General features: G+C 67.9%; 15 protein-coding genes. 9 read left to right on the top strand and 6 right to left on the bottom strand.

From position 1 onward, the window contains the following. Positions 1 to 112: 112 nt before the first annotated feature. Positions 113 to 616: a GNAT family N-acetyltransferase gene (locus CQ040_RS12530; protein ID WP_105526578.1), complete on the bottom strand. Its 504-nt coding sequence runs from the start codon at positions 614 to 616 to the stop codon at positions 113 to 115. 92 nt (positions 617 to 708) lie between these two features. Here CQ040_RS12530 and CQ040_RS12525 point away from each other — a divergent pair, with 92 nt between their 5' ends. Genes CQ040_RS12525 through CQ040_RS12500 form a run of 6 tightly spaced genes read left to right on the top strand, consistent with a single transcriptional unit; the run spans position 709 to position 6,347 of the window. Further along, the gene (locus tag CQ040_RS12525) at positions 709 to 1,404 is read left to right on the top strand and encodes a DUF1684 domain-containing protein (RefSeq protein ID WP_105526577.1); all 696 of its coding nucleotides are present in this window, start codon (positions 709 to 711) and stop codon (positions 1,402 to 1,404) included. 28 nt (positions 1,405 to 1,432) lie between these two features. Then, a complete protein-coding gene (locus CQ040_RS12520) occupies positions 1,433 to 2,929 on the top strand; it encodes an ABC transporter substrate-binding protein (RefSeq protein ID WP_105526576.1) in 1,497 nt (498 codons plus the stop codon). Positions 2,930 to 2,981: 52 nt separating this feature from the next. Continuing rightward, a complete protein-coding gene (locus CQ040_RS12515; protein WP_105526575.1) occupies positions 2,982 to 3,944 on the top strand; it encodes an ABC transporter permease in 963 nt (320 codons plus the stop codon). Continuing rightward, entirely contained in the window at positions 3,941 to 4,801 is an 861-nt protein-coding gene (locus tag CQ040_RS12510) for an ABC transporter permease (RefSeq protein ID WP_181156733.1), read from the top strand. Before CQ040_RS12515 ends, CQ040_RS12510 begins: the two co-directional genes overlap by 4 nt. Then, entirely contained in the window at positions 4,798 to 5,595 is a 798-nt protein-coding gene (locus CQ040_RS12505) for an ABC transporter ATP-binding protein (protein WP_105526574.1), read from the top strand. Before CQ040_RS12510 ends, CQ040_RS12505 begins: the two co-directional genes overlap by 4 nt. After that, positions 5,592 to 6,347, top strand: a complete 756-nt coding sequence (locus CQ040_RS12500; RefSeq protein WP_105526573.1) for an ABC transporter ATP-binding protein — start codon at positions 5,592 to 5,594, stop codon at positions 6,345 to 6,347. The genes CQ040_RS12505 and CQ040_RS12500 overlap by 4 nt, the downstream gene beginning before the upstream one ends. A gap of 17 nt (positions 6,348 to 6,364) precedes the next feature. Here CQ040_RS12500 and CQ040_RS12495 read toward each other — a convergent pair whose 3' ends face one another. The 4 genes from CQ040_RS12495 to CQ040_RS12480 all read right to left on the bottom strand — a co-directional run bounded on the left by CQ040_RS12495 (position 6,365) and on the right by CQ040_RS12480 (position 10,461). After that, positions 6,365 to 6,766 carry a DUF779 domain-containing protein gene (locus tag CQ040_RS12495; protein ID WP_105526572.1) on the bottom strand — a complete coding sequence of 134 codons (402 nt, stop codon included), beginning with the start codon at positions 6,764 to 6,766 and terminating at the stop codon, positions 6,365 to 6,367. A gap of 66 nt (positions 6,767 to 6,832) precedes the next feature. Further along, positions 6,833 to 8,383 (bottom strand): aldehyde dehydrogenase family protein, encoded by a 1,551-nt coding sequence (locus CQ040_RS12490; RefSeq protein WP_105526571.1) that lies wholly within the window; start codon positions 8,381 to 8,383, stop codon positions 6,833 to 6,835. A 104-nt stretch (positions 8,384 to 8,487) separates the two neighbouring features. Further along, a complete protein-coding gene (locus tag CQ040_RS12485; protein ID WP_105526570.1) occupies positions 8,488 to 9,816 on the bottom strand; it encodes a GAF domain-containing protein in 1,329 nt (442 codons plus the stop codon). A gap of 78 nt (positions 9,817 to 9,894) precedes the next feature. After that, entirely contained in the window at positions 9,895 to 10,461 is a 567-nt protein-coding gene (locus CQ040_RS12480) for a TetR/AcrR family transcriptional regulator (protein ID WP_105526569.1), read from the bottom strand. Positions 10,462 to 10,531: 70 nt separating this feature from the next. On the opposite strand from CQ040_RS12480, the gene CQ040_RS12475 reads away from it, so the two are divergent. The 3 genes from CQ040_RS12475 to CQ040_RS12465 are packed head-to-tail and all read left to right on the top strand — an operon-like array spanning position 10,532 to position 11,875. Next, positions 10,532 to 11,101 carry a dihydrofolate reductase family protein gene (locus tag CQ040_RS12475; protein ID WP_105526568.1) on the top strand — a complete coding sequence of 190 codons (570 nt, stop codon included), beginning with the start codon at positions 10,532 to 10,534 and terminating at the stop codon, positions 11,099 to 11,101. Positions 11,102 to 11,148: 47 nt separating this feature from the next. Continuing rightward, the gene (locus CQ040_RS12470) at positions 11,149 to 11,496 is read left to right on the top strand and encodes a hypothetical protein (protein ID WP_105526567.1); all 348 of its coding nucleotides are present in this window, start codon (positions 11,149 to 11,151) and stop codon (positions 11,494 to 11,496) included. Then, positions 11,483 to 11,875 carry a PIN domain-containing protein gene (locus tag CQ040_RS12465; RefSeq protein ID WP_105526566.1) on the top strand — a complete coding sequence of 131 codons (393 nt, stop codon included), beginning with the start codon at positions 11,483 to 11,485 and terminating at the stop codon, positions 11,873 to 11,875. The genes CQ040_RS12470 and CQ040_RS12465 overlap by 14 nt, the downstream gene beginning before the upstream one ends. Before the next feature lie 6 nt (positions 11,876 to 11,881). On the opposite strand, the gene CQ040_RS12460 is transcribed toward CQ040_RS12465, so the two are convergent. Then, a complete protein-coding gene (locus CQ040_RS12460) occupies positions 11,882 to 13,309 on the bottom strand; it encodes a CCA tRNA nucleotidyltransferase (protein WP_105526565.1) in 1,428 nt (475 codons plus the stop codon). Positions 13,310 to 13,332: the final 23 nt, after the last annotated feature.

Below are 13,332 nucleotides of genomic sequence, written 5' to 3'. Positions count from 1 at the left end.
CTGACACTGCTGGGCGTATGGCCAAATGGTATACCGGACGAGGTTGCAACCTGTTGCATCCATGCACCGGAATGGGCTTTCCGATGGTGACCGATCGGAGCAGGTGTCCGGATCACGGCGTCAGCGTCGCGCGAGCATCTTTCGTCAGCAGGTAGAGCGTGCGCTGCCCATCGGGGAACGGCGTGAAGCCGAATCGGCGATAGAACGGCACCACGTGGTCGCTGATCGCATGCACGAGCACGGCATGAACGCCGATGGTCTCAGCCGCTTCGAGGGCTCGAAGCGTCGCGTGCTGCAGAAGCGAGACCCCCAGACCTCGTCCGGAGAACTCTTGATCCACGGCTAGGCGACCGAGGAGCACCACGGGGACAGACGCGGGCATGCCGGAAGCGAGAGGTGGCGGACCGTCGTCTCGATCGATGGCGCTGGACGCGAGGCAGTAGTACCCGGCGACCCTCCCCTCCCGCGTCACGGACACCATGGTGCGCGAGGCGCCGCTCCTCTCGTTCGAGCGCGCGCGACCACGGAGCCAGATGTCGAGGCTCTCCTCGCCGCAGCGGAACTCCGAGAGCTTGTCGCCGGACATGAGACGTCGCGGCGTCAGGAAGTCAGTCAACGAAGACGGATCCGCGACTCAGCTCGATGCCGCGTTACTCCGAGTGACGCCCTCGGCCCCACCTCGTTCTGCATGCAAGAGAATTGAAAGTGATGTCTGAACGCGAAGATCATACCCACTGGCAGGCCGAGCGCCGCGCTGCCGTCACTTCGGCGACGGGCAACCTCGCCCTGATCGAGACCCGCTGGACCGGCGAACGCCCTGATCTGGACGCCGAGCAGCGCGCCGCAGCAGACACGGTGACCGTGACGCCGGTCGAGCGCACGAACATCGAGACCGGCCAGGCGGAGCACGGGCTGCGTGTCTGGGATGCCGACGCCCCCGCCATCCGCGCCTTCGACCGCATCGACACCTACGAGTACGACCCCGCATGGGTTCTCGAAGGGCACTTCACCCCTGTGTCGGGTAGTCGCCGCGTCTCGTTCGAGCACATCCGCGACAACGGCGGCACACGCGACCTGGTCGTCCCCGGTGACATCCGCCTCGAGCTCGACGGCCAGGAGTACACCCTCGCCGCCTTCGACGACGGCGGCACGCTGCTGCTCGTGTTCGGCGACGAGACGAACGGATCGGAGACCTACGGTTCCGGTCGCTTCCTGTTCGTCCAGCTGCGCGACGACGAGGGCTCAGTGGTCCTCGACTTCAACCGCGCGTTCGTGCCCCCATGCGGATTCAGCGCCCAGTACAACTGCCCGCTGCCGCCGGCATCCAACCGCTTCCCCCTGCCTATCCGAGCAGGCGAGAAGAACGTCGTCTTCCGCGACGGCTTCGACATCTACGCGGCGTGACGCCGCACACTCTCACCCTGGAGTACTCATGAGAAGAACCCGCATCCTCGGCGCGCTCGGCGCCGTCGCCACGCTCGCCCTCGTGGCCGGTTGCGCGTCCGGCACGAGCAACGATGCCACCGCGAGCGAAGACGCCACGATCTTCATCGGGTCGCTGTACGAGCCCACCAACCTGAGCAACACCCAGGGCGGCGGCCAGGGCGTCACCGAAGCACTCACCGGCAACGTCTACGAGGGCCTGTACCGATTGACGGATGACGGCGCGGTCGAGCCTCTTCTCGCCGAAGACGCCCAGGTTTCCGACGACGGCCTGACCTACACGATCACGCTGCGCGACGACGTGACCTTCCACTCGGGCGACCCGCTCACCTCCGCCGATGTGAAGTCGAGCATCGAGGCCGTCACCGCCGAGGACTCGGTCTCTGCCCGCAAGTCGAGCTTCAAGACGATCGCCGACATCGCCACCCCCGACGACAACACGGTCGTGTTCACCCTGTCGGAGCGGTCGATCTCGTTCCTCTACAACCTCAGCTACGTCTGGATCGTGAACGACGAGGCCGGCGACATCACCAGCACCGAAGACGGCACCGGCCCGTACACGCTCGACGAGTGGAAGAAGGGCTCGACCCTCACCCTCGACCGCTGGGACGACTACTGGGGCGAGCCCGCCAAGAACGGCGAGGTCGTCTACACGTACTTCACCGACGCGACGGCCGAGAACAACGCACTCCTCACTGGCGAGATCGACGTCATCACCAGCGTGCAGAGCCCCGATTCGCTCACGCAGTTCGACTCCGATGACTACGTCGTGAGCGAGGGAACCTCGACCACGAAGGAGCTGCTCGCCTTCAACGACCGCGTCGCCCCCTTCGACAACACGCTCGTGCGCAAGGCGATCTACTCCGCGATCGACACGAAGAAGCTCCTCGAATCGATCTGGGGCGACTACGGCACGCTGATCGGCTCGATGGTCCCCCCGACCGACCCCTGGTACGAAGACCTCACCGCGGTGAACCCGTACGACGTCAAGCTGTCGAAGGATCTGCTCGCGCAGGCCGGCTACGCCGACGGCTTCACGTTCACGCTCGACACCCCGAGCTACGACCCGCACCCTGCGGTTGCGGAGTTCCTGCAGTCGCAGCTCGCCGAGGTCGGCATCACGGTCGAGATCAACACGATCAGCGCCGACGAGTGGTACACGAAGGTCTTCAAGGAGCAGGACTTCGAGGCGACTCTCCAGGAGCACGTGAACGACCGCGACGTGGTCTGGTACGGCAACCCCGACTTCTACTGGGGCTACAACGACGCCGACGTGCAGCAGTGGGTCGCCCAGGCCGAGCAGGCCGCCACGACCGACGAGCAGACGGCTCTGCTGAAGCAGGTCAACGAGAAGATCGCCGCGGATGCCGCGAGCGTATGGTTGTACCTGTACCCGCAGATCGTGGTCGCCTCCAGCGACCTCAGCGGTTACCCGGTCAACGGCCTGAACTCGCAGTTCTTCGCGTACGACATCGTCAAGTCCTGACGTGCGTGGGGGATGCCGCGCGTCGGCATCCCCCACGTCATCCTGAGAAGCCATGCTCGCCTATCTCCTGCGCCGCCTCGCCTTCCTCGCGGTCTCGCTCGTCGTCGCGATGGTCGCGATCTTCGTGCTGCTGCGACTGCTTCCCGGCGACCCGGCCAATGCACTGCTCTCGGTGAACGCCACCCCGGAGCAGATCGACGCCGCGCGCGCCCAGGTCGGCTCCGACCAGCCGCTGTTGCAGCAGTTCACGACGTGGGCGGCACAGCTGCTCCGATTCGACCTCGGCGAGTCCTTCCTGAGCTCCCGTCCCGTCGGACCCGACATCGCCGATCGCCTCGGCGTGACGCTTCCGCTCACGCTCATCGCCTTCACCATCGCGCTGCTCGTCTCGCTCGTGATCGGCATCACCGCAGCCGTGAAGTCCGACCGCTGGTACGGCATCGCGCTCTCGGGGTTCGCGCAGCTCGGTGTCGCGGTTCCCGTGTTCTGGGTCGGTGTCGTGCTCGTGTGGGTCTTCGCGCTCGGGCTGGGTCTGCTGCCATCCGGCGGGTTCCCTCGAAAGGACTGGGAGGATCCGGCCGATGCGCTGCGCTCGCTCGCGCTTCCGGTGCTCACGATCGTGATCGTCATGAGCGCCTCCCTGAGCCGCTACGTCCGCTCGGCCACCCTCGACGTGCTGGGCAGCGACTATCTGCGCACCGCCCGCGCGGGAGGATCCGGCATGGGTGAAGCCCTGCTCCGGCATGGGGTGCGCAACGGCGCGGTGCCCGTCGTCGCGATCCTCGGTATCGAGCTGTCGACCACGCTGCTGGGCGCGGTGGTCGTCGAGAGCGTCTTCACACTTCCCGGTCTCGGCAGCCTGCTGCTGTCGGCCATCGAGCAGCATGACTTCCAGGTCATCCAGGGCGTCCTCGTCGTCAGCACCCTCTTCGTGCTGCTGGTCGGGTTCGCCGCCGACATCGTGCAGCGCCTGATCGACCCGCGCCTGCGCACGAGCGTCTCGGGGAACCGATGAGCCGCGTCGCCGAACAGCTGATCACCGGATCGGTGCCCGTGCGCCGGCGTCCGAAGGCGACCCTGCTGATCGGGATCGTGCTCACGGGCCTCATCGTGCTGATGGCCCTGGTCTCTCTGTTCTGGCTGCCCTACCCGCTCGCCGACACCAGCGGCAGTCGCCTCGAGGGGCCCAGCGCCCTGCACCTGCTCGGCACCGATCGACTCGGTCGCGACCTGTTCTCGCAGCTGATGTGGGGCGCACGGATCGCCCTCATCGTCGGCACCTGCGCCGTCGCGATCGCCGCGCTCCTCGGCACGGTCGTCGGACTCCTCGCCGCGTTCGCCCGCCCCTGGGTCGACGACACGCTCTCGGCGGGACTCGACGTCGTCATCGCCTTCCCCGTGCTGCTGCTCGCGATGCTGGTCGTCGCCGTGCAGGGCGCATCCCTGTGGTCGGCGGTGCTCGCGATCGGACTCGCGATGTCGGCGGTCGTGGCACGTCTCACCCGCATCCTCGCGCGGCGCGTGCTGCAGGAGCAGTACATCACCGCGGCGCGCACGAGCGGCACCGGCGTGCTCGGAGTCGTGTTCCAGCACGTGCTGCCGAACATCGCACCCACACTCGCCGTGAGCCTCGCGCTGCAGTTCGGCGCCGCCGTGCTGGCCGAGGCGAGCCTGTCGTACCTCGGGTTGGGGGCGCCACCGCCCAACGCGTCATGGGGGCGGATGCTGCAGGAGGCGCAGGGCACTGTGCTTGTCGCACCGGTCGGCGCGATCGCTCCCGGTATCGCGATCATCGCGCTCGTGCTCGGTGTGAACTTCCTCGCCGACGGTCTGCGCGATCTTGCCGACCCGACCCGCAGGAGGAGCCGATGAGCATTCTCGACGTCTCCGGCCTCACGGTGCGCTCCGGCACTGGCGCGCTCGTGCGTGACGTGTCGTTCGCGCTCGCTCCCGGTGAGCGACTGGGGCTGATCGGTGAGTCCGGTTCGGGCAAGTCTCTGACTTCGCTGGCGGTGACCGGGCTGCTGCCGGATGCGCTCAGCGCATCGGGATCGGTGCTGCTCGACGGCCACCAGGTCATCGGCGCTCGAGATGCCGATCTGCGCCCACTGCGCGGACCCGTCGCGCAGATCGTGTTCCAGGAGCCCCTCACCGCGCTCGATCCGCTGATGCGGGTGGGGCGTCAGATCGCCGAACCGCTGCGCCGCCACCTCGGGCTGCGCGGCGCGGAACTGCGTGCTGCGGTAGCGGCTGCTCTCGACGAGGTCGCGCTGTCCGACGCCCGCATCGCACGCGCCTATCCGTACGAGCTCTCGGGTGGTCAGCGCCAGCGGGTGGCGATCGCCATCGCCCTGGCAGCCCGCCCGCAGCTGCTCATCGCAGACGAGCCGACGACTGCACTGGGTGTGACCGTGCAGGACGGCGTGCTCGCCCTGATCGAGCGCCTCGTCGACGAGCGCGGCATGGCGCTGCTGTTCATCAGCCACGATCTGGCCGTCGTCTCGCGCATGGTCGAACGCATCGTCGTGCTGCGCGACGGGCTCGTCGTCGAAGCGGGTTCCGTGACGCAGGTGCTGCAGGAGCCTGCGGAGCCGTACACGCGGATGCTGGTCGACAGCGCCCGTGCACTCGATGCGTTCCTCGACGCCGGGAAGGCCGGCCGATGACACTGCTCGAACTGCGCGGCGCCGGCTTCGCCTATGGGTCACACCGGGTGCTCGACGACGTGTCGCTGCGCATCGACGAGGGCGACTCGCTCGGCCTCGTCGGAGAATCGGGCGCGGGCAAGTCGACGATCCTGCGACTGCTGCTCGGACTCGCCGCCCCGCGCGATGGCCAGGTGCTGTTCGAGGACGCACCGCTCGCACTGCGCGACCGCGCGCAGATGCGTCGCTTCCGCGCGAGCGTGCAGCCGGTGTTCCAGGATCCGTACTCGTCGCTCGACCCGCGCCAGCGCATCGATCGGATCGTCGGCGAACCGCTCCGCTCACTGGGGCTGGCATCCGGCGCCGACGCGCAGCGCCGCATCGCGGAAGCCCTCGACTCCGTGGGGCTTCCCGCCGACACCGCACGCCGGTACCCGCACGAGTTTTCCGGAGGACAGCGTCAGCGCATCGCGATCGCGCGGGCCGTGGTCTCCCGTCCCCGGGTGCTGCTCGCCGACGAACCGGTCAGCGCCCTCGATGTCACCACCCGCGTGCAGGTGCTCGAGCTGCTCGACCAACTGCGCCGCGAGAACGGCCTGTCGCTCGTCATGGTGTCGCACGACCTGACCGCGATCGCCTCGGCCTGCGACCGTACGGTCGTGCTCCAGAACGGACGCGTCGTCGAGCAGGGGGCTACGTCGGCCGTGCTGCGCGACCCGCAGGACCCCTACACGCGGGCGCTGGTCGACGCCGTTCCCCGGCTCCCGCGCTGAGCGCGCGACCCCCTCTGTCAGCTCCCTGACGACACCAGACCGAAGTACGCGAGCTCAGCCTCGTTCAGCATCCGGGAGCGGATCAGGAAGCGCATGCCGGTCGGCCCCTCCACACTGAATCCGGCACCGCGCCCCGGCACGACGTCGATGGTCAGGTGCGTGTACTTCCAGTACTCGAACTGAGACTCCGACATGAAGACCTCGACCGGCTGCGGAAGCCCGACGTCGAGCGCGCCGAGCAGCACGTCGCCCGGCCCCGTGATGAACATCCCGATCGGATAGCACATGGGTGAAGAGCCGTCGCAGCAGCCGCCGGACTGGTGGAACATGAGCGGCCCGTGCTGCACGGTCAGTTCGCGCACGAGCGATGCCGCCGCATCCGTCACGTCCACCCGCTGGTAGGTACCGATACTGACCATGACTGCCGCCTTCCGGGGATGGAGCCGGGCGGACGCTGAGGGAGCAGCGCCCGCCCGGGATCGAACTCAGAAGAAGCCCATCGGGCCTTCCGCGTAGGAGACGAGGAGGTTCTTCGTCTGCTGGTAGTGATCGAGCATCATCTTGTGGTTCTCGCGCCCGACCCCCGACTGCTTGTATCCGCCGAACGCCGCGTGCGCGGGGTACTGGTGATACGTGTTGGTCCAGACGCGTCCGGCCTCGATCGCCCGCCCTGCACGATAGGCCGTGTCTCCGCTGCGGCTCCACACACCCGCGCCGAGTCCGTAGAGGGTGTCGTTCGCGATCGAGATCGCATCGTCGAAGCCGTCGAACGAGGTGACCGACAGCACCGGGCCGAAGATCTCCTCCTGGAAGATGCGCATGTCGTTCGTGCCCTCGAACACGGTCGGGGCGACATAGTAGCCCTCGCTCAGATCGCCGCCGAGATCCACTCGCTCGCCACCCGTGAGCAGGCGCGCACCGCCTTGCTTGCCGATGTCGATGTAGCTGAGGATCTTCTCCAGCTGGTCGTTCGACGCCTGCGCGCCGATCATGGTCGCGGGGTCGAGCGGGTTGCCCTGCACGACCTTCGCGACCCGCTCCAACCCGTCGGCGAGGAAGCCGTCGTAGATCGAGCGCTGGATGAGAGCGCGCGACGGGCAGGTGCAGACCTCACCCTGGTTCAGCGCGAACATCGTGAAGCCCTCGAGCGCCTTGTCGTAGAACGGGTCGCCGGTCGAGCGGGCCACATCTTCGAAGAACACGTTCGGGCTCTTGCCTCCGAGCTCCAGCGTGACGGGGATCAGGTTCTGCGACGCGTACTGCATGATCAGGCGTCCGGTCGTGGTCTCCCCCGTGAAGGCGACCTTGCGGATGCGCTTGTGCTGCGCGAGCGGAGCGCCCGCCTCGATGCCGAATCCGTTGACGATGTTCACGACTCCGGCGGGAAGCAGGTCGCCGATGATGTCGAACAGGAACAGGAGCGACGCCGGGGTCTGCTCGGCCGGCTTGATGACGACGCAGTTGCCTGCGGCGAGCGCGGGCGCCAGCTTCCACACCGCCATCAGGATCGGGAAGTTCCAGGGGATGATCTGCCCGACCACACCCAGCGGCTCATGGAAGTGGTACGCGACGGTGTTCTCGTCGAGCTGGCTGATGCCGCCCTCCTGAGCGCGCAGGACGCCGGCGAAGTACCGGAAGTGGTCGACGGCGAGGGGGATGTCGGCGGCGAGGGTCTCGCGCACCGGCTTGCCGTTCTCCCACGTCTCGGCGACCGCGATCTCCTCGAGGTGCTGTTCGATGCGGTCGGCGATCCTGTTCAGGATCACCGAGCGCTCTGCCGGGCTCGTCTTGCCCCACCCCGCGAACGCCTGCCAGGCGACCTCGACTGCACGGTCGATGTCTTCGACGGTGCCGCGTCCGACCTCGGTGAAGGGCTTGCCGTTCACCGGGCTGACGTTCTCGAAGTACTGGCCCTTCACGGGATCGACGAACTCGCCGCCGATGTAGTGGCCGTAGCGCGGGCGGTAGTTCGCGAGGGCGCCCGGCCGGCCCGGGGCCGCGTAGGCGAGGGACACGTCTTCTTCGACGATGCTCATGGGGTCTCCTTCGACGGGCCGCGCGTCGGTGCGGCGGCTGTCCTCCGAAGGTAGGTCGCGCGAGGTTGCGCCCGGGTGCGCAACGTTGCGCCCAGTTGCAGACCTCAGCTCTCGAGGCGCTCGATCCGTGCGACCAGCCCTGCTCGTTTCGGCGACCGGGCGGGCAGCATCTCCAGCGCGAGGCGGAGGGCCTCGGCATCGCCCTGCCCCTCGGGGATCTCGGCGTACGAAAGCAGCACGTCGAGACTGGCCTCGGACAGCATCGCCTCTCGCAGCGCGGCCCGCACCGACTCGCGGAACTCCTCCACGCCGGGTGATGTCGACTCCGGCAGCACCGGGCCTCGATACGCGGTGAGTGCCACCCGGTGGGCACCGCGGTCGAGCAGCGACAGCACATCGTGCGCATCGGTGTCGAGCGGGACGGGAAGGCGATACGGACGAGAGTCCGGCACCAGGTCGGGCGCAGTGCGCTCGAGCACCTTGCGCAGGCGCACCATCTCCGGGCGCAGTGTGTCGGGAGAGACTCCACTGCCGTAGACGAGCTCGCAGAGGCGTTCAGCGGAGAGACCCTGACGATGCACACCCAGCATCAGCAGGATCGCGGCGTGACGCGCGCTGAGCTCGATCACCGACTCCTCGAGATCGGACTCGGTCTCGAGTCGAGCCCGATCCCGACCCAGCACATGAAGGGTCGCGCGGGCGGTGGCCGACGAGCGCCGTTTCGTCGTGACCGACCTGGCGCGAGGCGCCTCGCTGCGTTCGCGAAGACGTGCCACCATCAGCTCCGACTCGACCGCGCGGGCCGTCGCGTCGACGAGCAGTCTCGCCTGCAGAGACACGACCTCGGGACCTCCCGTGATGTCGATGACTCCGAGCACCCGCTGGGTCTCAGGGTCGCGCACCGGGGCAGCGGTGCACGACCACGGATGCACCAGGCGGTTGTAGTGCTCTGCGCCATGGATCTGCACCGACTGCCCGAGGGCGAGCGCGGTTCCCGGCGCACTCGTGCCGACGGAATCCTCCGACCAGTTCGCCCCGGCGACGAAACCCATCCCATCGGTGAGCGAGCGCAGCTGGCTGTCGCCCTCGATCCACAGCAGTCGCCCCGCCTGGTCTCCCACCGCGATGATCACACCGGTGTCCTCCACCTCGCCGGGAAGCAGCAGGGCACGGATCATGTCCATCGCTGAGGCGAGCGGGTGGGCGAGGCGATAGGCCTCGAGTTCGTCGCTGACCAGCTCGAGCGGAGGGGCACCCTCGGGGCCGACCCGACCGCGCCACGACCGTTCCCACGACTCTCGGACGAGGGGTCGCACCTCCTGCAGTCGCCGGTCGTCGAGGTTGCCGGCCAGCAGCTCCTCGTGTGCGCGCTCGATGAGCAGTCGCGATGTCGGAGGAAGGGACTCGCGAGATACCTGCCACGGCGCAGACACAGCGGTCTCCGATCGTCGAGGACGTGCGTTGCCTCAGTGTACGAGCAGCGCGCCCGCGAGGGAACACCCCTTGCGACGTCAGCGGATGAGCCCTGCCACCAGGTCGTCGATCACGTCATCGGTGGAGGTCTCCGGATCGATCGGCGTGGTCAGCCTGTCGAGCAGCAACCCGTCGATCGCGTAGTGGAACAGAGCGATCTCACGGCGTCCGCCCGGGAGCCCTGCCGCGGTGTTGAAGGCTACGTCGCCTTCGAAGCCGGCACGCTGCCAGGCGCCGAGGACCGCAGCGACCTCCGGGCGGCGTCCACCTTCGAGTCGCAGCTCGAAGAGGGCGAGGGTGACGTCCGGGTCGTCGGTGAGACGGCGGACGATGTCGCGGATGTAGTCGGCGAACAGCGCAGGCCCCGGGGCCGCGGAGGCACGCCGTTCCAGATCGTCCGGTGTGGGCGCGAGTCGCTCCCCGATCCGCTCCACGAGCCCCTCGATCAAGGCGTCCCGACTGCGGAAGTAGTTCGAGGTCGTGCCGGTCGGAACCTGGGCGGCGGTGTCGACCGCGCGGTGGGTGAGGCCCCGCGACCCCTCTCGCGCGAGCACCGTGAGCCCGGCGTCTGCGATCGTCCGCCGTCGGGAGTCGTTCTTCACCATGACTCGAACACTAGCGCAATCACTACGCCTGTTGTACTGTAACTGCGACATCTGTAGTGATTGGAGAATCATGCGAGAGCTCGTGTACTACGCCGCCGTCACCCTCGACGGCTACATCGCCGGTCCGAACGGGGAGTTCGATGCCTTCCTCGTCGAGGGCGACCACATGGCGGGCATCAACCGGCGTTTCGCCGACACCCTCCCCACCGTCGCCGCGGAAGCACTCGGCATCGAACAGAAGCGCGAGGTGTTCGACACCGTGCTGATGGGGTGGAACACCTACCAGGTGGGCGGTCTGCCCAGTCCATATGCGCACCTCCGGCAGATCGTGTTCAGTCGCACGAGGTCCGCGGAGGCCGAGAGTCTGGAGGCCACAGCCGAAGATCCGGTCACCGTGGTGCGCCGCCTCAAGCAGGAGGACGGCGCCGCGATCTGGCTCTGCGGCGGCGGCGCTCTGGCCGCGACGCTCGCAGAAGAGATCGATCGGCTCGTCCTCAAGCGGCAGCCTCTGCTGTTCGGCTCGGGCATCCCGCTGTTCGGCGACCGCCCCTACCGTCCGGAACGATTCGACGTCGTCGAGACCGTCGCCTACGACAGCGGCGTCGTGTTCACCGAGCTGGAGCGCCGCCGCGAGGGGTAGATGGGCACCGGAGGCGATGCTAGCATTCTGCTGTCAGGAGGCGAGACATGGCGACCGTGACCATCCGGAATCTCAGCGACGACGTCGTCGACGCTTTGAAGGCGCGTGCCCGGCGAAACTCCCGTTCGATGGAGGCCGAGGTGCGAGATGTACTGACCCGCCTGGCGGAAAACGACGCGAGCGGGATCGAGGCCGCCCTCGCGCAGCGGATTCCGCAACGTCGACGCTGGTCCGTTCCGTCGAGCGAGATCATGGCGTGGATCGACGCGAACCCTTCGACTCCGGCGCAGGACAGGATGCGGGAGGAATGGGCGGCTGAGTTGGAGGCCGATCGGAGGAACCCGCTGTTCGACGAGACCATCCGTGACCCATGGGACGACGATGCTTCTGCTTGACACGAACGTGCTGATCCGGATCCGAGAAGTGCGTCTCCCTCGTGACGACGTCGCTCTGAGCGCACTCTCCTTCGCGGAACTCCGGTTCGGCGTCGAGCGTGCGAGCGCACCTGCAGTCCGCCGAGAGCGTCAGACCGACCTCGCTCGAGTCGCGACCATGTTCTCGTCCGATTGGCTGCCGTTCGACACCGCCGCCGCCGATTCCTATGCCACGCTCGCGGCGCACGTCGCAACCAAGCGTCCCGCCCACGCGCGGAGCACCGACATCATGCTGGCCGGCCACGCCCACTCACTCGGCGCCGCCCTCCTCACCTTCAACCCGAAGGACTTCGAGCTCGTGTCCGACCGGGTCGAGATCATCGTCCCCGAACGGCGCTGAGGCCGCTCAGCTCCGCGCGGCCCACCACTCGCGCAGCCGCTGCTCGGCGACCTCCGGGCCCAGCACACCCTCGTCCAGACGCAGGTCGAGCAGGAACTTGTAGGCCTCGCCCACCTCGCGCCCCGGCGTGATCCCGAGGACCTGCTGGATGCGGTTGCCGTCGATCTCCGGACGGATGGAGTCGAGCTCCTCCTGCTCGCGCAACGCGGCGATGCGCGACTCGATGTCGTCGTAGGCGCTCGCCAGGCGTCCGGCCTTGCGCTTGTTGCGGGTGGTCACGTCGGCACGGGTGAGGATGTGCAGGCGCTCGAGCAGGTCGCCGGCGTCACGCACGTAGCGGCGCACGGCAGCATCCGTCCACGCCCCCTCGGCGTAGCCGAAGAAGCGCAGGTGCAGTTCGACGAGGGTGGCGACAGCGTCCGTCGTATCGCTGTCGAACCGCAGCGACTGCAGTCGCTTGCGTGCAATGCGGGATCCGACCACGTCGTGGTGGTGGAAGGTGACCACTCCCCCGTCTTCGAGCTTGCGGGTGCGGGGCTTGCCGATGTCGTGCAGCAGCGCGGCGATGCGCAACGGCACATCGGGCGCAGCGTCGGGATGCCGGGCGTGCTCGAGTTCGATCGCCTGACTGAGCACGGTGAGTGAATGCTCGTAGACGTCCTTGTGGTGGTGGTGCTCGTCGACCTCGAGGCGCAGTGCGGTGACCTCTGGGAGGAACTCATCGATGAGGCCGGTGTCGACCAGCACTCGGATGCCGCGCACCGGGTCGTCGGTCTGCATGAGGCGCACGAGCTCCGACTGGATGCGCTCGGGGCTCACGATCGCCAGTGTCTCGCGCAGCTCGGTGATCGCGTCGGCAGTGGCCTCTTCCACGCGGAAACCGAGCTGGGCGCTGAAACGGGCCGCACGCAGCATCCGCAACGGGTCGTCGCCGAACGAGACCCGCGGATCGGCGGGTGTGCGCAGCACGCCGGCGACCAGGTCTTCGACGCCTCCGGTCGGGTCGACGAGCTTCACGGACGGCACCAGCAGGGCCATGGAATTGACGGTGAAGTCGCGGCGCACGAGGTCGCCGTCGATCGTGTCGCCGAACTCGACCGTGGGCTTGCGGGTCACGCCGTCGTAGCTGTCGGCGCGGTAGGTCGTGATCTCGACCTGCTCACCCTGCACGCGGGCACCGATCGTGCCGAACGCACGGCCGATGTCCCACTGCGCGGTAGAGAGCGGCTTGACGATCTTGAGGATGTCATCGGGCGAGGCGTTCGTCGTGAAGTCGAGGTCATGCGTCGCACGGCCGAGCAGCGCATCGCGTACCGGTCCACCGACCACGGCCAGGTCGAAGCCGGCATCCTCGAACGCCGTCGCGAGGGTGCGGACGACCGGATTCTCGGCGAGCGCACCGAGACGGGCGAGGCCGTCAGCCATGTTGAGCATGGTTTCCAGCGTACCGGGGTGGG

The sequence above is a fragment of the Microbacterium sp. MYb54 genome (genome assembly GCF_002979515.1).
Taxonomy (GTDB): domain Bacteria; phylum Actinomycetota; class Actinomycetes; order Actinomycetales; family Microbacteriaceae; genus Microbacterium.
This window is presented reverse-complemented; position numbering and strand designations above follow the sequence as displayed.